Annotated in this window: 19 protein-coding genes; 17 read left to right on the top strand and 2 right to left on the bottom strand. The window is 40.7% G+C overall.

Annotated features, from left to right (window positions below):
* The first annotated feature begins 8 nt into the window (after positions 1-8).
* Positions 9-1,040 carry a glycoside hydrolase family protein gene (locus tag EHS13_RS29670; RefSeq protein WP_227013590.1) on the top strand — a complete coding sequence of 344 codons (1,032 nt, stop codon included), beginning with the start codon at positions 9-11 and terminating at the stop codon, positions 1,038-1,040.
* Between the two features lie 45 nt (positions 1,041-1,085).
* Here the strand turns inward: EHS13_RS29670 and EHS13_RS29665 are convergent, their stop codons facing one another.
* Entirely contained in the window at positions 1,086-2,300 is a 1,215-nt protein-coding gene (locus EHS13_RS29665) for an L-dopachrome tautomerase-related protein (protein WP_155703840.1), read from the bottom strand.
* 273 nt (positions 2,301-2,573) lie between these two features.
* On the opposite strand from EHS13_RS29665, the gene EHS13_RS29660 reads away from it, so the two are divergent.
* Positions 2,574-3,149, top strand: coding sequence for a stalk domain-containing protein (locus EHS13_RS29660; protein ID WP_155703839.1), 576 nt, complete (start codon positions 2,574-2,576; stop codon positions 3,147-3,149).
* 270 nt (positions 3,150-3,419) lie between these two features.
* Positions 3,420-3,866: a hypothetical protein gene (locus tag EHS13_RS29655; RefSeq protein ID WP_155703838.1), complete on the top strand. Its 447-nt coding sequence runs from the start codon at positions 3,420-3,422 to the stop codon at positions 3,864-3,866.
* An 87-nt stretch (positions 3,867-3,953) separates the two neighbouring features.
* Here EHS13_RS29655 and EHS13_RS29650 read toward each other — a convergent pair whose 3' ends face one another.
* Positions 3,954-5,213 carry a cation:proton antiporter gene (locus EHS13_RS29650; RefSeq protein ID WP_162463313.1) on the bottom strand — a complete coding sequence of 420 codons (1,260 nt, stop codon included), beginning with the start codon at positions 5,211-5,213 and terminating at the stop codon, positions 3,954-3,956.
* A 236-nt stretch (positions 5,214-5,449) separates the two neighbouring features.
* Between EHS13_RS29650 and EHS13_RS29645 the strand changes: the two genes are divergently transcribed.
* The 14 genes from EHS13_RS29645 to adhE all read left to right on the top strand — a co-directional run bounded on the left by EHS13_RS29645 (position 5,450) and on the right by adhE (position 23,598).
* The gene (locus EHS13_RS29645) at positions 5,450-6,805 is read left to right on the top strand and encodes a TrkH family potassium uptake protein (RefSeq protein WP_155703836.1); all 1,356 of its coding nucleotides are present in this window, start codon (positions 5,450-5,452) and stop codon (positions 6,803-6,805) included.
* Positions 6,806-6,815: 10 nt separating this feature from the next.
* Positions 6,816-7,475, top strand: coding sequence for a potassium channel family protein (locus tag EHS13_RS29640; RefSeq protein WP_155703835.1), 660 nt, complete (start codon positions 6,816-6,818; stop codon positions 7,473-7,475).
* 89 nt (positions 7,476-7,564) lie between these two features.
* Positions 7,565-9,301, top strand: a complete 1,737-nt coding sequence (locus tag EHS13_RS29635) for an ABC transporter ATP-binding protein (RefSeq protein ID WP_155703834.1) — start codon at positions 7,565-7,567, stop codon at positions 9,299-9,301.
* Complete coding sequence (locus tag EHS13_RS29630; protein WP_155703833.1) at positions 9,294-11,174, top strand: ABC transporter ATP-binding protein; 1,881 nt, start codon at positions 9,294-9,296, stop codon at positions 11,172-11,174. Before EHS13_RS29635 ends, EHS13_RS29630 begins: the two co-directional genes overlap by 8 nt.
* 108 nt (positions 11,175-11,282) lie before the next feature.
* Complete coding sequence (locus EHS13_RS29625; RefSeq protein ID WP_227013589.1) at positions 11,283-13,046, top strand: sensor histidine kinase; 1,764 nt, start codon at positions 11,283-11,285, stop codon at positions 13,044-13,046.
* Positions 13,039-14,451, top strand: coding sequence for a response regulator transcription factor (locus EHS13_RS29620; protein ID WP_155703832.1), 1,413 nt, complete (start codon positions 13,039-13,041; stop codon positions 14,449-14,451). Before EHS13_RS29625 ends, EHS13_RS29620 begins: the two co-directional genes overlap by 8 nt.
* 160 nt (positions 14,452-14,611) lie before the next feature.
* Entirely contained in the window at positions 14,612-16,339 is a 1,728-nt protein-coding gene (locus EHS13_RS29615; RefSeq protein ID WP_155703831.1) for an extracellular solute-binding protein, read from the top strand.
* A 75-nt stretch (positions 16,340-16,414) separates the two neighbouring features.
* Positions 16,415-17,305 (top strand): ABC transporter permease, encoded by an 891-nt coding sequence (locus EHS13_RS29610; protein WP_155703830.1) that lies wholly within the window; start codon positions 16,415-16,417, stop codon positions 17,303-17,305.
* A 17-nt stretch (positions 17,306-17,322) separates the two neighbouring features.
* Positions 17,323-18,207, top strand: coding sequence for a carbohydrate ABC transporter permease (locus tag EHS13_RS29605; protein WP_155703829.1), 885 nt, complete (start codon positions 17,323-17,325; stop codon positions 18,205-18,207).
* A gap of 150 nt (positions 18,208-18,357) precedes the next feature.
* Positions 18,358-18,873 (top strand): hemerythrin domain-containing protein, encoded by a 516-nt coding sequence (locus EHS13_RS29600; RefSeq protein WP_155703828.1) that lies wholly within the window; start codon positions 18,358-18,360, stop codon positions 18,871-18,873.
* A gap of 15 nt (positions 18,874-18,888) precedes the next feature.
* The gene (locus EHS13_RS37295) at positions 18,889-19,017 is read left to right on the top strand and encodes a hypothetical protein (RefSeq protein WP_264373559.1); all 129 of its coding nucleotides are present in this window, start codon (positions 18,889-18,891) and stop codon (positions 19,015-19,017) included.
* An 18-nt stretch (positions 19,018-19,035) separates the two neighbouring features.
* Positions 19,036-19,551, top strand: a complete 516-nt coding sequence (locus EHS13_RS29595; protein ID WP_155703827.1) for an NTP transferase domain-containing protein — start codon at positions 19,036-19,038, stop codon at positions 19,549-19,551.
* Positions 19,552-19,572: 21 nt separating this feature from the next.
* Positions 19,573-20,853: a class II aldolase/adducin family protein gene (locus tag EHS13_RS29590; RefSeq protein WP_405083525.1), complete on the top strand. Its 1,281-nt coding sequence runs from the start codon at positions 19,573-19,575 to the stop codon at positions 20,851-20,853.
* Positions 20,854-20,970: 117 nt separating this feature from the next.
* Positions 20,971-23,598 (top strand): bifunctional acetaldehyde-CoA/alcohol dehydrogenase, encoded by a 2,628-nt coding sequence (gene adhE, locus EHS13_RS29585; RefSeq protein WP_155705558.1) that lies wholly within the window; start codon positions 20,971-20,973, stop codon positions 23,596-23,598.
* Positions 23,599-23,607: the final 9 nt, after the last annotated feature.

Here is a 23,607-nt window from a genome sequence, read left to right as displayed (position 1 = left end):
TAGATTATATGGACATGATTAATCGAGCTGAAGTTGAGCATTTAGCAACACCTCATAAATGGGGGCGTCAGGTAGTTCAGGGGTCAGGCATTGCTGGAAGTTTTGATGAAAAGGGCGTTGATTGCCCGTTTGTTTTCTATCACAATGACTTATTTCACATGATGTATATTGGGTTCAATGGAGAGGGCTATCAAACGGCGCTGGCTACAAGCTCGAATTTAATCGATTGGGAATTTCAAGGACTTATGTTGGAAAGATCGGAAACATCGCATTGGGATCATGTAGGTGCTGCGGGCTCATGGATTCTGCTGGAATCGGCTGATTTATACACTTTGCCGAAGCTTAAGAAAATAGACAATAAATATTGGATGATCTATCATGCCTATCCGCAGGTTGGCTATGAATCTGGCGGGGCAGTTATGGGATTGGCTTGGTGCGAGGATGAGCTGCTGCTGAATTGGCATCGGCTTGAACAGCCTGTTTTCACCTATGAGCAAGGTGCAGAATGGGAGCAAGGCGGGTTGTATAAATGCTGTGTGATCGAAGCTCAAGATCAGTATTGGATGTTCTATAACGCCAAAGAGAAAGCAGAATGGCCATGGAAGGAAGAAACAGGCGTGGCTGTTTCTGAGGATCTAATCCATTGGACACGAACTGAAGAAAATCCACTAATGACTGTTAAGGACGATAGCTTCTTCAGCCAGTATTACAGCGATCCATGCATTAAACATGACGGTCAGCGCTGGGTCAATTTCGGCTTTGGTTTTGATGGGAAGCATGCCCAAGGAGCTTTGGCTTTGTCCAATGATTTATTACACTGGGATAGCTTACCAGAGCCTTGGATTCCGATTGGAGGTCCGGGTGAATTGGACGAAATACATGCACATAAATCTTCCGTAATCTATTGGCAGGATACTTTATACCACTTTTACTGTGCCTGTCGACCCGCAAAAACGGGTGATCCAGCGACGATTGAATACAATGATAATTACCGAGAATTCAGATGTATTACAGTGGCTACGAGTAAGAAGCTGGATTAATGCAAAGGGACAGACCTTAAAAACGGTTTGTCCTTTTGTGGTTTTTTAAATTGGAGAAACGGGCTTGGGATTTGCATATAAATAGGATTTTATATCATGGCCCACGAAAGCCTTCCAGATAATAAAGTTGTACGGGTAGGTCCAATCTATATCCGGTTGAGGTTCATCAAATATTTGGTGGAGCCTGCTGTTATTGAATAATATAGATCCCCGTTGGTCAAAGGCTACACCGTCGACCCACAGCATTCTGTCATCCGAGACAAAATGATTAAAGCTGTTGCTTTCAGGTGAAAAGAAGCCAACTCCCTTCCCTTCCACCATAGTATAAAAAATATTCCCTTTATTGTCGCCACGCATGCCATCGCTGTTAGTGCCTTTGCTTCCAAGGGATCGCACAGCTTTACCTATTTCCTCTAATGGAGTGTTGGAATTTCTTAGCAGTAAAGTATCAATAGCATATAAATTTCGCCCTGTTACCTGACAGTAGTAGAGAGTTAAGCGATCTGCAGACAGAGCAATTCCATCGGCCCCTATTTTTAGGGGCTTCTTTCTATATACCGGTTGGTAATCTATTTCAAAATGAAACCCAGGAAAGTCTTGCGTACTATAGTGCTGATCAAGCACTCTGCGGAACGTTTTAGTTCGCATATTAAAGATAATGATTCCACCGACTACCGGATGGTCGGTCCAGCCGTTCCCTGAATCAGTGATATAGACATACCCATTAGTATTATCAACGACCAGGTCATTGAGAATGGAGGTGCGATAAGGAGCAATTTCATTCGGGATGATTATAGAAGTGATTAGATTATTAGTATTTAAATCCCATAAAACCAGCTTCTGTGAACTCTCAGGTGAAGGGTTAAAATCGATTTTACCTTGATCCAATATCCACATTCGATTATATTCGTCGATTTCATATCCCAATACGGATTGCAAGGCATTTAAGCTTCCGGCTTTATTCCATTCCCAGCTTGGAAAAGCTTCTAGATAAGGCTTTCCATTCTGGATGACAATTCGATTCAGTGTAGCTGGAATACCTTGGGCCCAACGCGGAACCGAGACATAGTAGTTCCCTTGCTGGTCAACCTTGACCCCGGCAGGCATACACTTCTTCCAATATTGATTATCCTCAAATTCCTGCTTCATTTTTTGATCCGCAAAAATCCAGTCCAAATGATTCCAATGAAAAATTATTTTGAATTGACCTATTTTATTTGAGTCCAAATTATTGAATTGGGTTAGCCCCTTATTCTGCATTTAGCGTCTGCCCCCTTATCTAAGGTATATAGCTAGATATATGCCTAGGGTACAAAAAGGGTTAACGAGCTATGAGCGGAAGATAGCTAAATTAATAATGTAATTCTTACGAAGATATTAACAGAATATAACAAATTTTTATCGGAATTAGCAGGCTGCCATTTAATAAATTGTAAGCTTAATGTAAGGATTAATTAACAATTGCGTTAGTATCTTATAATATTTACTCGTTAAGGTTAGGAGGAAGAAAAAACCATTTGGGAGGAATAGAAAATGAAAAAATTAACTAAAATCGCAGCAGCTATTTTACTAACTTTAACATTATTGGCACCTGGATTTGCTGCTGCAGATGACATGAAAGCAATGGTCGATTACAGTAAAGTAAAAGTAGTAACTAAAAGCAAAATGGAGCTGGTGCCGCTGAGAGAAATAGCAGAAAGCCTTGGATATCAAGTTGCATGGGATGCTAAGACTCACTTTATTACATTGACATGTACAACGATGAGTAACTCTATGATGGATGACAAGAAGATGGACGACGGTAAAATGATGGATGATAAGAAGATGGATGACGGCAAAATGATGGATGACGGCAAAATGATGGATGACGGCAAAATGATGGATGACAAGAAGATGGATGACGGCAAAATGATGGATAACAAGAAGGTGGACGACAGCAAAATGATGGAGAAAAAATATATGGTGAAAATTAAGGTAGGCAGTAAAAATATTACTGTGGATATGTCCGAAAAAATGCTCTCAAGCGCACCTACAATAATTAATAGCAAGACGTATGTTAGTAAATCATTCATAGAAATGTACTTAGCCAACAAAACGATGATGAAATAGGTAGATATAAACCAATATAAGACCTTCTCTCAAAAAGTTAATTAATTGAGGGAAGGTTTTTTAATGGACTTTTTTAGGTTTTATTAGCGGTAGTATAAAAAAACAATTTGTGTAGATATTAACATATGTTCACATAGACAGCTTAGATTTTGAAATCTATTTTTAAAGGATGTATGTACATACATGTTTAACACAATATTATTATGGACGATTTTTATCTCATCATGGACCTCATTGTGTTTCTTGAGTAAGTGGACTATTAAGCGATTCATGCCAGTAGCAATTTTTGGCTCACTTTTAGTGACGTTACAAAATGAGCTTTCCTATACGTTTAAATGGTGGGTTGTCGAAAAAACTATATTTCCTTGGGTTATTACCTATGTGCCATTTGTTTATGGTGCCTTTTTAGTGGGAACCATCTGGATATTTCACTTTACCTTCGGGAGGTTTTGGTTGTATTTAATAACTAACATCATTATGGATTTATTTTTTGCTTTTCCTATGAATTATTGGTTTAACAAATTAAAGCTATATCAATTAGTTAATTATACAAGTTGGAATGTTTTCTTCACATTTGTAGGTTTATCTATTGTGATTTATGGCTATCAGCTTTGGCAAGAAGGAGTACTAATAAAACCAGCTCAGGAGGAGGATAAAAGAAATACAAAAAAAATCGACTTTAATTACTGGGGTGGCAGTAAGAAACGTGCCCGCTAAATGGATGGCTCCCTCAATAACATTAAAATTTTATCAAAACATCAACCATTCTATATCCGGTTGATGTTTTATTATTTTATTCGGGTCTTACTGTTCTCCCTTTTTCAATTCAGATGAGCTTTCGAGCAGGCCTAGTTTTCGGGCAATAAAAGGTGTTGTACTTGCTTGCAGCAGCAGAGTAACTAGGATGGCCATAAAGACGATAGCAGACACCAGCTTTCCTTCAGCCAGACCAGAGCTTGCGACAATTCCAGCAAGTGCGGCAGCGATAACACCTGTTTCCCTTGTCCAGAAGAAGAAAAGGACTTCCGGGCGCGTCCATTTGGCTTTGGAATCGGGTAAGAGACTCGCAAGCACGGTAATCGGTCGGGCTACGAAAATGAAGATGGCAATAACAATTAAACCTAGCCATCCATATTGTTTCAACGCAGCAAAGTCGACCTGACTTCCTAATAAAATGAACACTAGCATACGCAGCTTTAAGCTCACAGCATCAATGAATTGGTGGGCTGCTTGTTCTTCTTTAGGCAATACAGTTAGGCGTAGAGATTTGGCATTTCCAAACATTAAGCCTGTAACAAAGACACTCATAAAACCACTTGCATGAATCTGTTCGGCCACTAGATATGATCCTAGAACAGCTAATACTACGACCATGGGGGTAAATTCACGTAACAAACCCCGGTCATTTTCAGAAATAAGAAATGTCGCTACAAATCCGATAATAGCCCCTACAATAATTCCACCCAATGCAAGCTGGATAAATTCAAATCCGATAGAAAATACTCCAGCATCCTTGCTTGAGAATAACAACCCAAATACTACTGTAGTCATAATTGCACCTGTTGCATCGGTGAATGCGGATTCTGTGATAACGGTTTGAGCTACTTTCCTGCGAATCGGGAACTTTTGAAATATCGGAACAAGTGCTGCTGGATCTGTGGAAGCTAGGATTGAGCCAAGCAGCAGAGCAACCAGAAAAGGAATATTAAATATCCACATGGCTGCAAAAGCAACAATAAATGCAGTAATTACGACACCTAAGGTAGACAACAAGCTGATCGTACGCCATACTTTCTGCAATATCTCAAAGCTGGTAATAACCCCGCCATGAAAAATAATAAAACAAGCTCCGAACAATAAAATCATCTGGTTCATAGTAGACTCAGCATGGATATCGACAAGTGACAACACAGAAGGACCTAGCAAAATGCCTAATACAATGAATATCGCAACATCTGGCAGTCCTAATTTCTCAGCCAATTTCCCTCCCAAAGTCCCAATGAGAAAAATGATAAATAATGCCAACAGATAATGCTGTGCTAATAATAATGTTTCCGAATGCATGTGAATAGCCTCCAGTAAGTGTTTGATACCCATAAATCTGAAATAACCCCAAAAATGACAAAGAGAAGCCTGCATTGACAGGCTCCTCCAGTGTGGTTCTATTCTTCTGTCTGTTATTATATAAGTATTCTCACCTTCAATGCAAATATGTATCGTCAATGTTATAATGCATTTATCATGGACCAAGCCTAAGAAGCGTGGTTTTCCGACTTTTTTGATTTAATTAGGAGGCTCTTATGAATTGGATTGATATCCGTAAATGGAAGTTTACACCGCCTCAGGTGCTTGTATTGGGCTTTGCTCTAATGATTTTGATTGGGACATGCCTATTGGCTTTGCCGATCTCTTCTGTTCATGGTACCTCTTTGACCCTTATCAATGCTTTTTTTACGGCTACATCTGCTACTTGTGTCACTGGACTAGTTATCGTCGATACAGGAACCCACTTTACGATTTTTGGACAAATAGTAATTATTGCATTAATTCAAATTGGCGGATTAGGATTTATGAGTATGACGACTTTAATCGCTTTTGTCCTTAAGAAGAGAATTTCGTTTAAAGAGCGGCTTCTATTGAAAGAAGCTTTGAATCAGGAAAATGTAGATGGGATTGTCCGTTTATTTCGCAAGGTGCTAGTGTATTCCCTTTCTATTCAATGTGCAGCAGCGGTTCTTTTTACTATCCGATGGTCATTCGATCTCGGGTTTTCTAAAGCGCTTTACTTTGGAGTCTGGCACGCAATTTCTTTTTTTAACAATGCAGGGTTCGACTTATTTGGTTCTATTAATGGCGAATTCAGCTCTTTAACTGGATATGCAAATGACTTTATCACGAATTTTGTAACTATGGCTTTAATCATTCTAGGTGGGTTAGGTTTTATAGTTTTATCCGATTTAATTGAATTCAAGAAGGTTAAGAAACTTAGCTTGCATTCCAAAGTCGTTCTCAGCATGACAGGCTTTCTTATCGCTTCCGGGGCGATTATTATCTTTATTCTTGAGTTTACGAATCCTCACACTATGGGGCATTTATCTTTTGGAGGCAGAATGCTTGCTTCCTTCTTCCAATCTGTAACGCCAAGAACGGCTGGTGCCAATACACTGGATTTGAGCAGCTTAAGGCAAGCGACCCAGTTTTTCTTGGTTATTCTGATGTTTATCGGTGCATCTCCTGGGTCGACTGGAGGCGGAATCAAAACCACAACCTTTGCCATTCTAATTGGCGCAGTGATTGCGATGATCCGCGGTAAAGAAGATATCGTTTTCTTCCGATTCCGCTTGGCCAAAGAACGCATACTTAAAGCGATTACGTTAACCATGCTTGCATTATTCCTTGTAATTTTTGTAGCCATGGTATTATCCACCACTGAGGATGCTGCCTTTATAAGAATCATATTCGAGGTAACATCAGCGTTTGGAACAGTAGGTTTATCATTAGGACTTACCCCTTATCTAACTGTTTTCGGTAAAATCATGATCAGCTTAACGATGTTTGCAGGGAGACTTGGACCCATAACAATGGCTTACGCCCTCCAGCCTAAACAAGAAAAAGAGTTATATCGGTATACCGAAGGGAAAATTACGATTGGATAGGAGACTGGCCATGAAAAAACAGTATGCGGTGATTGGCTTAGGTAGGTTCGGATCAAGCCTGGCTAAAGAATTGATCGAGCTCGGTTTTGACGTTTTGGGTATTGATAGCTCAGAGCAAACTGTTGAAAAATTGAACGGAATACTCACCCGTGCAGTAATTGCTGATTCGACAGACATTGAGGCTTTGAAAGCACTAGGCATTGGTAATTTCGATTGCGTTATTGTGGCGATTGGCAATGATATTCAATCCAGTATTTTAACTTCGATGCTCTTGAAAGAATTGGAAGTAAAAACCGTAGTAGCCAAAGCACTCACCGAACTACACGGCAAGGTATTGAATAAGATGGGGGTCGATCGTATCGTTTACCCGGAAAGGGATATGGGCATCAGAGTAGCGCACCAGCTGGCATCTCCAAATCTGTTGGACTATATTGAAATATCCAAAGATTACACGGTAGCCGAGCTTTCCGTTCCTAAACGTTTGTCTGGTCTATCCCTTAAAGAGTTGGATCTCCGTGTTAAATATGGCTGCAGCGTTATTGCAATTAATCGTAAAGATAGTGTAACCATTGCACCTATGGGAACAGATATCTTAAATGATTCAGATGTAATGGTTATTATCGGAAATAACCAGCAAATCATAGATTTTGAACGTGAATTTATTGATTAGTCGATTTGGGAGATGAACAGTTTTCTTTAAAGAATTTCCAGTTCTATCAAAGCAAACTTTCTATTATGTCCTACAGGGGAGTCGCATTCATGCAATTCTTAAATAAATATATACGCAAGTTTCGCAAGCAATTTGGGCTTGCTTTTATCTTCTTGTCCTTCGAGGCTTTGGCAGATTTGATGCAGCCGACAATCATCGCCAAAATCATCGATGTTGGTATAGCTCAGAATAATCTGGATTATGTCCTGCGTATGGGCGGCTTGATGCTGCTGATAACAGCCGTAGGTGCAGTTGCAGCCAGTGGCCGCAATATTGTGGCCAGTCGGGTTTCGCAGCGATTTGGCGCAGACTTACGTTCGGATATGTTTCGCAAAATCCAAGGCTTTTCCTTCGAGAATTTGGATAAATATGATAGAGCTTCTCTAGTAACCCGATTAACAGGTGATGTGACCCAAGTGCAAGTGTTCGTTAATGGGCTAATGCGCATCTTCATGAAGGCGCCCTTATTATGTATAGGTGCGCTTATTATGGCGATACGTCTGGATCCTCATTTGGCTATTGTGCTGCTTATCGTGGTTCCACTAGTAGGCTTGCTCATTGTGATTAACGTTAAGGTAGGCTTTCCTTTTTTCACCAAGGTACAGTTAGCTCTTGATCGGATGAATAGTATTATCAGAGAGTACTTATCGGGAGTTCGGGTTGTAAAAGCCTTTAACCGCTTTGATTATGAGGTGGGCAAATTTGATAAAGCAAATGATCAGTACCAAGAAAGATCCAAAACAGCATTGCGTGCCTTGGCCATATTCACTCCAGGCATAACACTAACCGTCAATTTTGGAATTGTCGCTGTGGTTTGGTTCGGTGGTCTTCAGGTTAAACAGGGGCATATGCAGGTAGGGCATATCATTGCTTTTACTAACTATATGACACAAATTCTGTTTGCCTTGATGGTCATTTCAATGGTATTTAATATGTTCGTGCGGGCTAGAGCTTCTGCAGTACGAATCGGCGAAGTGTTTGCGGAAGAAAATAAGATGTCCTGGAAAAAGGAAGCTCCAAAGCAAGCTGAGGTTAAGGGTAAGGTTGAGTTCAAGGATGTTGCTTTTTCTTATGAAGGGCTTGAGGGTGAGCCTGTAATTCGTCGTATAACCTTTGAATGCAAGTCAGGTGAAACAGTGGGGATTATTGGTTCTACGGGCTCTGGTAAAAGCAGTCTAGTTAGCTTGATCCCGCGTTTTTATGATGCAAGCTCTGGCTCTGTCGAGGTAAACGGAGTGGATGTGAGAACGATAGATCCGAAGCTTTTAAGAGAAAAGGTAGCTATAGTTCCGCAAAAAACGGTGTTGTTCAGTGGCAGTATCCTTGAGAATATCAGATGGGGTAAAGAAGCAGCAACTCTGGAGGAAATCGTGCAAGCAGCTAGTATGGCTGAAGCTAATTCGTTTATTGCTGAATTTCCAGAAGGCTATGAGACTAGATTAGGCAGAGGCGGAGTCAATTTATCAGGCGGGCAAAAGCAGCGGATTTCAATTGCGAGAGCTTTGGTGCGGCAGCCGGAAATTCTGATTCTCGATGATTGTACAAGTGCTGTAGATCCAGTAACAGAGGCGAATATTAAGCAAGCTCTGAAGAGCTATGCGAAGGATCTTACCTGCTTGATTATTGCTCAACGAATTTCCTCCGTGATGGATGCTGATAAAATAATAGTCTTAAATGAAGGTGAAATCGTCGGGATGGGCAACCATGATGAACTAATGAAAAATAATCTAGTTTACCAGGAAATCTTCCAATCGCAGGTCGGTAAAGAGGTGCATAAGAATGTCTAAAGCCAATCAACCATCACCGGAGCAAAAAGCCCAAGCGGATGCTGCCGCTCGCCCTAATCCACTAGGTAATATGGGAAACTTTGGCAATCGCGGCGGAGTTAAAGTTAAACCGAAGAATTTTAAAGGAACCATAGGCAGGTTATGGGCGTATTTTGGCAAAGAACGTAGATTATTAACGATTATTTTCCTACTGATTGTGGTTAATGCGATCATAACCTTATCAGTGCCCTACCTGCTAGGCTTATCGATTGATGCTATGTCCATGTCCACGACGACGCATGGTTTGTTCAATATGTACTTGCTTAAGATAGTCATTTTGTCTCTGATTGCAGCCTTTATCGTAGATGGAGCCCTCACCTTTCTGCAAAGCTGGCTTATGGCAGGCGTAGCCCAACGAATTGTGGCAAATTTACGGCTTAAATTATTCGATAAGCTGCAAAAACTGCCTCTAGGCTACTTCGATTCGCGATCGCATGGGGATGTCATGAGTCGCTTAACCAACGATATCGACAATGTCAGTACAACGATTTCGCAGTCCACTACCCAGCTCATGTCGAGCTCAATAGTAATTGTCGGTTCGCTCGTGATGATGCTGGTGCTGAGTCCTTTATTAACATTAGCTAGTTTAATTACGCTGCCTCTGGTCATTCTACTTGCTCGTACGATTACCAAAAGAACAAGTCTGCTCTTTAAAGATCAGCAGGCAAAGCTCGGACAGCTCAATGGCCACATTGAAGAAACGATTTCAGGTATCCTGATCATTCAAGCCTTTAACCATGAGGCTAAAGCAATTGATGAGTTTGATAGGGTTAATAATCAGCTTTCTGAGGTTGGCTTGAAGGCGCAGATTTGGTCAGGCTTTCTCATGCCTTTGTTAAGTGTAATTAATAATATTGGCTTTGCGGCAGTTGCTATTGTCGGTGGGGTATTGGCGATAAACGGACATATTACCGTAGGAGTCATAGCCAGTTTTCTGAGTTATTCTAGACAATTTGTTAGACCCTTGACGGAGCTAGCTAATACGTACAATGTGCTGCAATCAGGAGTGGCAGGCGCAGAGCGGGTTTTTGAAGTATTGGATGTGGATGAAGAAACGGATGATAAGCCAGGTGCAATTGTCCTGCATAATCCTCGAGGTCATGTCGTGTTTGATAATGTCAGCTTTGGTTATAGACCGGATGTGCCTATCCTGCAAAATGTTAGCTTTGATTCTGCAGCAGGAAGCAGCTACGCTTTTGTTGGTCCTACGGGTGCAGGCAAGACAACGATTGTTAATTTGCTGACCAGATTCTATGACGTGACAAGCGGGGCAATTTATATAGATGGTGTGGATATTAAAGAATACACACGTGACAGCTTAAGAAAATGCTTTGGGATTGTACTGCAGGATACTTATTTATTCTCAGGAACGATTATGGAAAATATTCAATATGGCAAATCAGATGCTACACAAGATGAGGTTGAAGCGGCGGCAGTTCTGGCTAATGCAGATTCATTCATTAAGCGATTGCCAATGCAATATGAGACCCTATTATCTGAAAATGGAGGCAATTTAAGTCAAGGTCAGAGGCAGCTTTTGGCAATCGCACGTGTTATTCTGGCAAAGCCGTCTATTCTGATTCTTGATGAAGCTACCAGCAGCATCGATACACGAACAGAGCTGCATATACAGGATGCCTTATTGAAAATTATGCAAGGACGGACCAGCTTTATCATCGCTCATCGCCTTAATACCATTCGTGATGCGGATAGTATTATGGTTATAGATCATGGCGGAATTGTTGAGAAAGGCAATCATGAGCAGCTGATAGCGGCGCAAGGGACCTATTATGGGATGTTCCATAATCAATTTAAGAATCTGCAGGGTGTTTAAAATTAGGATACTATGTTACCTTAGTTAATGGGATAAACTAAGGTTGAGCTGTGAAAGATACAACTTAACCAGATACAGGATCTTTCATTTTCGGGGGTGTGAACAGATATGAGCTTCAACATGTGGGGGAATGTAAAAGCCTTTTTTTACGATTACTTAACTTTAAAAAAGCGGATTATTATTATCTTTTTATTTAGCACATTGATTCCTTTTATTTGCATAGGGCTGATTTCTTATTATACGATCTACTCGATTCTTACCAATAAAATTCAAAGCGGTATTCTAAGCAGCTTAAATCAAGTTGAGCTTTCATTAGAGAATACGATCAGTAATTTAAACCATGTATCCCAGCAGCTTGTTTCTTCTCAGGGAAGCGTAGTCAAAAAATTAGACCAATTGTTATCCGCCGATGAGGATAAGCCCTACGATCGACATCAAATGAAAAGTGATTTGAAGGAAGAATTAAGTCTTATCTCCTTTACAAATCCAAGTATCGGATTAACCTTGTTCTACTTCGATAAGGATCACTCCTACGACCTTGAAAATTCGGGTGTTAGAACAAGCTTTTCTCCGGGGAAATTACCGTTGCTTGCCCGATATTCTGAAATTTCCTATTATGGTCCCCATGTAAGCAATAACCAATTCGACAATCAATATGTGTTGTCCGCTTTAAGGAAGGTTGATTTGTCTAATCGCGATGATGTTTATGTTTACATTGAAACTGGGTTCCATTTTACGCAAAGCATTCTCGATAATGATCAAACGGGCGGTAAAAAGTCCCACTTATTCCTTGACAATAACGGTAGAATTGCTTATAGCGAATTACCAAATTCGTTTGCAGTAGATACGGCATTCCCAGGATTTGCAAAAGAAAAGTCAACCGGCACCTATAACGGCTTTTACTGGTTTAGACAGGCAAGCACACAAGGCTGGAGCATTGTCTCGGTGATCCCAAAAGCGGATTATAATAAAGAGATGAATCGTTGGTTTGTGCAAATCCTCTTATTTTCCTTGGTTTTTTTAGCGATGAGTTTATTTCTAGCTTGGCTATTATGGAAAATGGTGTATCGTCCTTTGAATAGCTTCAATAAAGAAATAAAGCTTATGGCGCAAAACCAGATTCAATCAACCACACCAAGAACAAAAATACCAGAATTCGATTTCCTCCTGAAACAATTTCGGCAAATGAAAGAACAAATATGGAATTTGTTCGCTGAAGTAGAGCAGAAAGAGCGGCGCAGGGCCGATCTTGAAGTAGAGAAGCTGCTCTATCAAATCAACCCGCATTTTCTGATGAATACGTTGGATACGGTACATTGGCTGGCTGTTATGAACGGGCAAACCGAAATAGATAAGCTTGTATCGTCTCTAAACAAACTGCTGCATTATAATTTAGGCAAGCTGGGACAAGCATCGACGATTCAAGAGGAAATTGAGGCACTGAAGCAATACCTTATTCTCCAACAAATTCGTTATGATTTTCAATTTGATGTGCAGATTCATGTGGATGAAGCTGTTTTAAAAATGCCAATTCCGCGGTTTATCCTACAGCCGCTCGTGGAAAACTCGCTTTATCATGGTTTAAACGACGATGGTTATATCCGGGTTGAAGTAAGATTAACGCATACAGTCAATATTACCATTCAAGATAACGGGTCAGGGATGTCAGAGGAAACAATTCAAAATTTATTGAATAACCCAGAGGTTGAAAATAGGAAGGTCGGCATGGGTATAGGAATGAACTATGTGAAGAGAATGATTGAATCCCAATATGGAGAGCTGGCTCAGTTGAAAATTGAAAGTGTTCTAGGAAAAGGAACGAGCATTTACTTAAGCTTGCCTATCTTGGAGGTGGAACGGAAAGATGATTAAAGTAATGATTGTGGATGACGACAAATTAGTCCGTAAGGGACTTATTTCGGCAATGCCTTGGCAGGATTTTGATATGGTCGTGGTTGGAGAAGCAAGCAATGGTGAAAAAGCGCTTGAGCTTTTAGAAACGCAATCCGTGGACTTATTGCTGACGGATCTTGCAATGCCTGTTATGTCAGGAATTGAATTGATAAAACATGTGCGGAATCGGTTTCCACAGATTTATATTGTGGTGCTTACGCTGCACCAAGATTTTGAATATATTCAGGAAGTGCTCCGATTAGGTGTTATTGACTATATTGCTAAGGTTCAACTCGAAAAAGAGCGTTTTGAAGAGGTGCTTGCAAGAATTCACAATCGTATTGCCCAGGAATCCCAAAAGAGCGCTAATCATAATGAAAAATATCTAGATGATCAGGCTTATATTCTGCTCTCACTGAATGGCCTTAATCGAGATACTTGGGTTGAGGACTGGAATAAAAGCGCTGAACATGTGATGGTTGAAGTGGATCTTAACCTTTGGCTTTGGGTAAAGACGGATGATCAAGCCCAGGATACAGGCTTAGTGAAGCTAGCGCAGGAAATCAAGGCTAAACCAGAATGGTCTCTCATACATGTGAACGAGCTTAACGGCAGAAGTATCAAGGATGTCCATACTCGGCTGAAGGAGTTTAGGGAAAAAGAATTCTTCTACAGCTATCAACCGGACTCAAGTATAAAGGCTGTAGCGCTTTGGGAAGTGAATAACAGCTTGACTGGCCGGGATGAAGAAAGCTTGGAGCAAATCAGGGAAAATTGGTCAGCACACGAATGGATTTATCAAGATGCCGTATTCAAAAGCCATGTGAATGATTTGAAAGAGCTGCGTCTGTCTCAGCCAAAGCTGCTCGGATTGCTCTATGCCTTAATGGATAAATGGAATTTAATCTTATTCCCAGTCAGCTCATTGAAAATTCAACTTGAGGGTTCGTTTGCTTCTTGGCATCATGTTGAGGCATGGTTTATGAATACACGTCTAATAATTCGGAATGCTATAAGCAAGACCTCATATTCGGATGAAGTTATGGAATGTATTATAAAAGCGACCTATATCGCTCATGAAGAAATGGACCAACAGATCACAGCCGCTAGTATCGCTAAGAGAGTCAACATGAGTAGAAGTTATTTTAGCCAATGCTTTAAAGAAATCACCGGGATTAATTTTAGCGATCATTTACGACGAATTCGTCTTGAGAAGGCTAAAGAATATTTGTTGTTTACGAACAAGACCATTCTCTGGATTGCCGAGCATGTTGGTTATTTGGATGATAAATATTTTAGCCGTACTTTTAGAGAGCATGTAGGCATGCTGCCAAGCGAATATAGACAGAAAAGCAGTGGGGTTAGAGATTTGCCCGATAAATAGGGGGAAATATGTCCGAAGATTAAGGCTAAGCGGTCTAGACGGAGATAATTCTCGGTAGATTGTCTCTCTAAATGTGGAACCGCTTTCTATCCAAACAATCGATTCTTATGTGATACCTTTAGCATGTAGACAAATTCTAAAAGCGAAAGAAGGGGCACACATGAGCAAGTCAAAACAACGCATCCAGATTTTACTAGCAGGACTGATTCTCGTAGTAAGCTTAAGCGCATGCTCGAGTAAGACAACAACTTCTACTGAAACACCAGCTGCTTCAACAGCAGGAGCGACGGAAGGAACACAAACTGCAGCAGCTGGCAGTGCAGCGGATCCATTCGGTAAAGCCGAAAAGCCAATTACGATCAAAATCGGTAAAGATGTGGACGCAGCGGATAAAAGCTTGCCAGCTGGTGACTCACCGGAGAGCAATCCATATACACGCTATATTAAAGAAAATTTGAATATTGATACGAAAATTGTATGGCAGGCTCAATCAGGTAAGGATTATGACCAGAAGGTGAATTTGGCGATTGCCAGCAATGACTTGCCAGATGCATTGGTTGTTAAAGATACGCAATTCAGACAAATGGTTAAAAGCGGACAGCTCGCAGATTTAACCGAGGTTTATAATAAATACGCTTCTCCGGCACTAAAGAGCATCATTGAAACAACTAAAGGGCTTGCACTTAAGTCGGTAACTGTTGATGGTAAAATGTATGCTTTGCCAAATGTTACAACCGAATCCGATATGGTCCATATGATGTGGATTCGCAAGGACTGGTTGGATAAATTAGGCTTGCAGCCGCCTAAAACGATGGATGACCTGGAAAAGGTAGCGAAAGCTTTTGTAGAACAAGATCCAGATGGTAATGGAAAAGCGGATACGATTGGAATCACAGGCCCGCAATTGGGCGGTTTAATTAATGCGGATTTCATTAACCCCAACAATAATAACTATGGTTTCGATCCGATATTTGGCTCGTATCATTCTTACCCTGGCTTTTGGTTGAAGGGCGCTGATGGTAAAACAACTTATGGCTCGATCCAGCCTGAAACGAAGCAAGCACTTTCCAAGCTGCATGATCTTTACGCTGCGGGATTAATTGATAAAGAAATGAGCATTCGCAAGGATGCGCAGGAGCTAATTAAGAATGGAACATCAGGCATTTATTTCGGTATGTGGTGGGCAGGCGGATACGGACCCTTGGGAGATGCAATCAAGATCAATCCAAAGGCAAACTGGCAGGCCTATACGGCACCTCTAGACGCCAGTGGTGAATTTACACCGCACATGGGCAACCCAACTAACCAATTTCTTGTTGTTCGCAAGGGGTATGAACATCCTGAAGCAGCGATCCAGATGGAAAACCTTTTGCTAAGAGATGAATCTAAATTCGATGTTAGTGTGAACATTGGCAATTATCCATTGCGTATTGTTTTTGCCCCAATGGATGAAATGGATGTAACTTATAACATGTTGAAAGAGGTTTTAGCAGGCACAAAAACAGCCGCGGAATTAGATATTCCCGGATATAAGCTCCTTAAAGATGATGCTGAAAATGTAAAAAAAGTGAAGCTAGAGCCTTATGATAAGTACGACATTCAGTACTGGGATCCAAATGCTGATCTGGGAGTATGGAAACGGATGTATTCTACTTTTGTAGGGGTTGGAGCACTTCAGCATCCGTACAAAAAAACTTACAGTGTTACTTATGCACAAACCAAAACGGTGGAAAGCAGATGGGCAACGCTTGATAAGCTAGAAAAGGAAACCTTTCTAAAAATTATTATGGGTGCTGCGCCAATCGATTCTTTCGATAAGTTTGTTTCAGATTGGAAGAAGCAAGGCGGAGATACAATTTTAAGCGAAATAGACGCGGATCTTAAATAAAATAATTCTCGAACAGGGCGTCAGACTTGCGCTGACGCTTTTCTCTTCAGAACTGAGAATGGAAGTGATAAGAAGATGATTTCTAAAGGATACGCCAAGCACTATTACCTAATGCTCCTTCCAGGATTTATTTGGTTAACATTATTCAGCATCGTCCCGATGTTTGGGATAATGATTGCTTTCAAGGACTTCAATCCGGGAATCGGAATGTTGAAATCTGCTTGGATCGGACTTGAAAATTTCGAGTATTTGTTTTCGCTGAACGATAGTAAGACCGTTTTTTTCAATACCCTATTTATTGCAGTGATGAAAATTATCGCGAACATGATCGTGCCGCTAGTTTTTGCACTGATGTTGAATGAATTGCGCAGTACCATTATGAAAAGATGGGTTCAAACGATTGTATATTTGCCTCACTTTTTATCTTGGGTTATTCTATCGGGCATTTTATTGGATATTTTATCGTTTAAAGGTCCAGTTAACAGCTTATTAGCTAATTTTGGGATCGAACCTGTTTTATTCTTTGGCAGAGCAGATTTATTTCCTTTTATCATTGTAGGCAGCGATGTTTGGAAGGAGTTTGGATTTAATACGATTATCTTTTTAGCAGCTTTGACAGGTATTAATCCTTCTTTGTACGAAGCGGCTTCCATTGATGGGGCTACCCGCTGGAAACGTTTATTGCATGTCACGCTTCCTGGTATTGTTACAACGGTAATTTTGCTTTCTGTACTTAGCCTCGGCAATGTCTTGAATGCCGGCTTTGACCAAATTTTTAATCTGTATAATCCGCTTGTTTATTCAAGTGGAGACATTATTGACACTTGGGTTTACCGTACAGGCCTATTGAATTTGCAATATGGTTTAGCAACTGCAATGGGACTTTTAAAATCCGTCATTAGCTTTACGCTCATCACGACTTCTTATTTCTTGGCGGCTAAGTTTGCAAATTATCGTATTTTTTGACATAAAGGAGTATTCCTATGATTAGAGAGACAACACTTGGCTCCAAGGCATTTGATGTTTTACTTATCCTATTTCTCGTAGGTACAGCGCTGTTATGTGTGCTTCCCTTGTGGTACACGCTGGCGGTTTCATTAAGTGATAATGCAGCTGCTTCTGCTGGTCAGGTCAGTTTTTATCCAAAAGGGTTTAACTTTGGTTCCTATATAGAAATTATGGGCGACAGTAAGTTTTTTAATTCGTTTTGGATTTCGATCCAACGTGTGGTTTTGGGCTCTGGGCTTAACTTTATCGTTATTATTCTCTTGGCCTACCCCTTATCTAAGAATGCAAGGAATTTACCATTCCGTAATCTGTTAATGTGGATACTCGTTTTTACAATGCTGTTTAACGGGGGATTGGTCCCGTGGTATCAAACAGTTAAATCCTTAGGTCTGATTAATAATATCTGGGCGCTTGTACTTGGAAGTGGTGTTCCGGTTTTCAGTGTAATTCTTGTGATTAATTATTTCCGTAATTTGCCTAAGGAATTGGAGGAAGCGGCTTTAGTGGATGGAGCTGGCCCGTGGTATATGCTGGTGAAAATTTATATTCCGCTTGCCGTTCCTGTGCTTGCTACTGTAACGCTGTTCAGTATTGTTTATCACTGGAATGAGTTTTTTAACGGCCTTGTATTAATGTCCAACGCCGATCACTATCCTCTGCAAACCTACATTCAGCAATTAGTTGTTATTGTAGATGCCAATACCATGACCGCTGAGCAGATCCAGCATATGAGCGAGCTTTCCAATCAGACGCTGAATGCGGCGAAGATCTTTATAGCCATGATACCGGTTTTGATCATTTACCCGTTTCTGCAAAGATTCTTTATTCATGGGATTACATTAGGGTCTGTTAAAGAATAACGGTATTCCATATTAAGCTGGAAAGCATCATGAGCAATCATGGTGCTTTTTTTGTTTTTGAAAATATAGAGCAAAGTGACTTTTCTCACATTCGTTTAAAGTCTCATCTCCTATAATGGAGTTATAGACGTATGCTGAGGAGCGATTAAAATGGATCATGCAAAAACAAGAATTCAGATGGAGCTAAGCACTCATCCTTATTTTCAATTTAATGCAGCTATTGAACGCTTGGAGGAAGAACACAGAGTGCTGCGTGAAAGCTTGCAGGAGCTGTGCACCCTTGTAAAGGCCATTGATTATAGAAAAGATACTACAATTTGGGCCGCATGCATGACTGATTTAAGACGGAGAATTGCAGATTTTAAACAAGCTTTAGAGAAACATTCTTTTTGGGAGGAAGAGGTATTATTTAAGCTGGTAGATCAGTATTTTGATGAAATTCCAAGCCTATTCGGGCTGATTGAGCAGGAGCATGAGCTAGTAGATAAATTTATGGATGCTTTTATCTCTGTTGTAGATCAGAACATATTAGCTGTCAGTCCCAAGGATGTTGCCAAAATGAGCGCTTATTTACAGCTAGCATTGAGCAGTCTGCTTGAGCATTTCAAGAAGGAAGAAGATATCATGGCTTCACTTGCTGATTTTTCCAACCAATATGGCTATTAAAAGGAGGAAATTACGATGATTACATGTAACGATTGCGGAAGAATAAATGAGGGCAAAGAGCTGGGGAAAAGCTGGATTTGCGAGGATTGCAAGGAAGGTACTGAAGAATTAAAGGATTCATCCATTAAGCCAATAGGTGATTAGAGAAAGGCAGGTAGAGCTATGATAACAGGACTAATAGTAGTAGATGGAGCTTTTAAATCAAAGATTTTTCTAGAACATACTCCATGGCTTCAGGATCAGATCAAAATCATGCGGACTTTATGCAGCGAAATTATCGTTGTCACTCAGGAACCCAAGCCGTTTTATCAGGTGTTGGATGTAGGTGTTCGTTTAATCACAGATTGCCTACCGGGAAAAGGCCCGCTCAGCTGCTTATTTGCTGGCTTTAGTCTAGCTCAGTTTCATGATGTCTGGGTAGTGAATGGTGAACATCCGTTTTTAAATGTAAGTGCAGTTGAGCAGCTGCTTGATCGGAAAAGATCGGGTTACGATGCCGCAATTCCAATGGTTAATGATGTTTTATATCCTTTGCATGGAGTTTATGATCGTAGGTGTGCTGCGAAAGCTTTGCCGTTATTGAATAAAGGAGTAACTAAAGTGGAAGCTTTATTACAAGAAATTCGCTGGAGTTCATTATCGGATGTAAGGCTAGATGCTAATGCAATCGTATCCTAATAATAGAGAAAGAAGTGATTTATGATGCAATTCGAGATGTTACATCCGATCGATCAACTATTGATGATAATGGAAAGAATTTATGGCTATGGCATGACAACAACCTCTGGAGGGAATTTATCGATTCTGGATGACAATGGAGATATCTGGATAACTCCTGCAGGTGTTGATAAGGGTTCTTTAACTCGTTCTGATATAGTTTGCGTAAAACCGGATGGCACCTTAGTGGGTAATCATAAGCCATCCAGCGAGTATCCCTTTCATAAACTGATATATAGAACAAGACCGGATATTAAAGCAGTTGTCCATGCACATCCACCGGCATTGGTTGCGTTTAGTATTGTTAGAAAGATCCCCAATCTACATCTATTGCCGACAGATCATTTAATTTGTGGGCGTGTGGGGATGGCCGATTATGCACTTCCGGGAAGTGAGCAGCTGGGTGAAAATATAGCCAAGGTTTTCGCACAAGGTACGGATACGGTAATGCTGGAAAACCACGGTATTGTGATCGGCAAAAAAAATCTGCTATCCGCTTTCCAAGCCTTCGAAACACTGGATTATTGTGCGAGATTAGAAATTAAGGCGAATCGAATGGGGACTCTCAACACTCTTACCGATGAGCATCTTAATAAAAAACGTGATGTGCTGATGAATGAGTTTGTACCTGCAGGCTATTCAGCTAAAGAACGAGAAATTCGCCGAGAAATGTGCAAGCTGATAAAGCGCTCCTATGATCAACGATTATTCACCAGCACCCAAGGTACTTTTTCACAAAGAGTGGATCATCAGTCATTCGTAATAACCCCATACGGCTTGGATCGCAAATATCTCGAGCCTGAGGATTTGGTCCGCATTGAAGACGGTAGCAAAGAAGTTGGTAAGAACCCAAGCCGATCTGCCTTATTGCATCAATACATCTATGATACACAGCCACAAATTGATTCTATAATCATTGCGCATCCACCCAACATTATGGCTTTTGCGGTTACGGCTAATATTTTTGATTCGCGAATTATTCCAGAGAGCTATATTTTATTGAGAAGCATGCCTAAATTGCCTTATGGAGCTACCTTCTTAACGCTAAAAGACACAGCTGCCATTTTTACGAAAGATGTCCCTATTGCGATAGCAGAAAATGATTGTGTAATTGCTACAGGAAATAGCTTGTTAAATGCATTCGATCGATTAGAGGTAGCGGAATACAGTGCTAAGGCGATTATCTCAGCGAGATGCTTGGGAAATATTGTGCCTATAGATACGGCCAAGATTAAAGAAATCGATATAGCGTTTAAGCTTTAATTTAAATGTTAAAGGCATATTCAAATTAGTGAAAACTTTCACATGAGGTGTGATAAAAGTCACTGTTGATTAAGTTTAAGCCGTTCATAATAAGGATATGAGATGGATAGAAAGAATATGGAGGCGTTAAATATGATCGTAAAAGAAATTAAGATTAATGAACCTAGTGCGGCAGAAGTGGAAGTTAATCGTTTGGTTAAGCAAGCAATAGCAGCCCAGGAAGAATTTATGAAGATGGATCAAGAGCAAATTGATCATATAGTGCAGCATATGGCTTTAGCCGGTCTTGATCGTCATATGGTGCTGGCTAAGCATGCAATTGAAGAAACTGGCAGAGGTGTTTATGAAGATAAGATCACGAAGAATATATTTGCAACAGAGTACATTTATCATAGCATCAAGGCTGAAAAGACAGTTGGTGTAATTGAAGATAACCCTTACGAGCATTATCAGAAGGTAGCAGAGCCAGTTGGGATTATTGCGGGTGTTACTCCGGTTACTAACCCAACGTCTACCACGATGTTTAAATCTTTAATTGCTATAAAAACGCGGAACCCAATTATCTTTGGTTTCCATCCTTCAGCACAAAACTGCAGTGCATCGGCTGCGGCCACATTATTGGATGCTGCGGTTAAATGCGGAGCTCCTAAGCATTGCATTCAGTGGATTGAGAATCCATCCATTGAAGCCACATCCTTGTTGATGAATCATCCTGATGTGGCCTTAATTCTTGCAACGGGTGGTCCGAGTATGGTTAAAGCAGCCTACAGTACTGGAAAACCCGCGTTAGGAGTGGGTGCAGGTAATGTGCCATGCTTTATTGAAAAAACAGCCAACTTAAAGCAAGCGGTCAATGACTTAATCTTATCGAAAACATTTGATAATGGCATGATCTGTGCTTCCGAGCAAGCGGTAATTCTTGAAGAGCCAATATATGAGCAAGCTAAGAAGCTAATGATGGAGATGGGTTGTTATTTTCTGAATAAAGCCGAAACGGCTTTGGTTTCCAAACTGGTCATTCATCCAGAAAAATGTGCGGTAAATGCCGTTATTGTCGGCCAGCCTGCTTTAACAATTGCAACAATGGCAGGGGTAGCTGTTCCAGCCGATACGAAAATTTTAGTTGCTGAAATTAATGGCGTTGGCCGGGATTTCCCATTGTCTGCAGAGAAGCTTTGTCCAGTTCTAGCTTGCTACAAAGTGAAAAACGCCGAGCAAGGAACAGAACGCGCTGCTGAAATTGTAGCCTATGGCGGCATGGGACATTCGTCGGTTATTCATTCTACAGATGATAATGTCATTAAAGCTTTCGCGGCAAAAATGCCAACAGGTCGAATTATTATTAATTCGCCTTCAACACACGGTGCGATTGGTGATATTTACAATACAAATTTACCTTCGCTGACACTTGGCTGCGGCTCGTATGGCCATAACTCGACCACTTCCAATGTAACAGCTGTTAATCTTTTGAATATTAAAAGAGTTGCTCATAGAACGGTGAATATGCAATGGTTCAAGATTCCAGCTAAAGTTTATTTTGAAAAAGGCGCAACTCAATATTTGGAGAAAATGCCGGATATCACACGAGTATTGATTGTTACAGATCCGATGATGGTTAAACTTGGCTATGTGGAACGGGTAGAGCATTATTTGCGTAAACGGAAAACACCGGTTTTAATTGAGATTTTCTCCGAGGTGGAGCCAGATCCATCCGTTGATACAGTGGACCGTGGAACAGCAGCGATGAATCGGTTTCAACCCGATTGTATTATTGCGCTTGGCGGAGGCTCTCCAATGGATGCAGCAAAAGCGATGTGGTTGTTCTATGAATATCCGGATACCGACTTTCAATCGCTTAAACAGAAATTTATGGATATCCGCAAACGGATTTACAAGTATCCCAGACTAGGAAAGAAAGCACAGTTCGTGGCGATTCCTACGACTTCGGGTACGGGTTCTGAAGTGACTTCCTTTGCTGTAATTACCGATAAGAGTAAAGGCAATACCAAGTATCCTTTGGCTGATTATGAGCTAACGCCGGATGTGGCTATTATTGATCCAGATTATGTGTATTCATTGCCTAAAACAGCGGTTGCTGATACTGGAATGGATGTATTGACACATGCGATTGAGGCTTATGTTTCCGTTATGGCAAGTGACTTTACAGACGGATTAGCGATGAAAGCTATTCAATTGGTATTCGAATATTTAGAATCTTCTTTTGCTACTGCTAATCCTTTGGCCCGTGAAAAAATGCATAATGCTTCATCTATCGCTGGAATGGCGTTTGCCAATGCATTTTTAGGCATTAACCACAGCTTGGCGCATAAATGGGGTGGTGAGTATCATACGGCTCACGGACGTACTAATGCAATCCTATTGCCTTATGTTATTCGATACAACGCATCCAAACCAACCAAGTTTGCTTCGTTTCCGAAATATGATCATTTTGTTGCTGATATTCGCTATGCAGAAATTGCACGTATGCTTGGTTTACAAGCTCGTACAACAGAAGAAGGTGTAACTAGCCTGATTGATGCAATCGATAAGCTCAATAAAAAATTGGGAATTGAAGAGAGATTTCAAGACCTTGGCTTTGACCCGATGCAATTTGAAGCAAGAGTTGATTATTTGGCAGATCGTGCATTCGAAGACCAATGTACCACCGCGAATCCAAGAATGCCGCTAGTTACGGAATTAGCAGATATCTATCGTCAGGCCTTTTATGGTAAAGGCACAATCTAAGATTATGCT

The sequence above is a fragment of the Paenibacillus psychroresistens genome, from assembly GCF_009728935.1.
GTDB classification, from domain to species: domain Bacteria; phylum Bacillota; class Bacilli; order Paenibacillales; family NBRC-103111; genus Paenibacillus_AC; species Paenibacillus_AC psychroresistens.
This window is presented reverse-complemented; position numbering and strand designations above follow the sequence as displayed.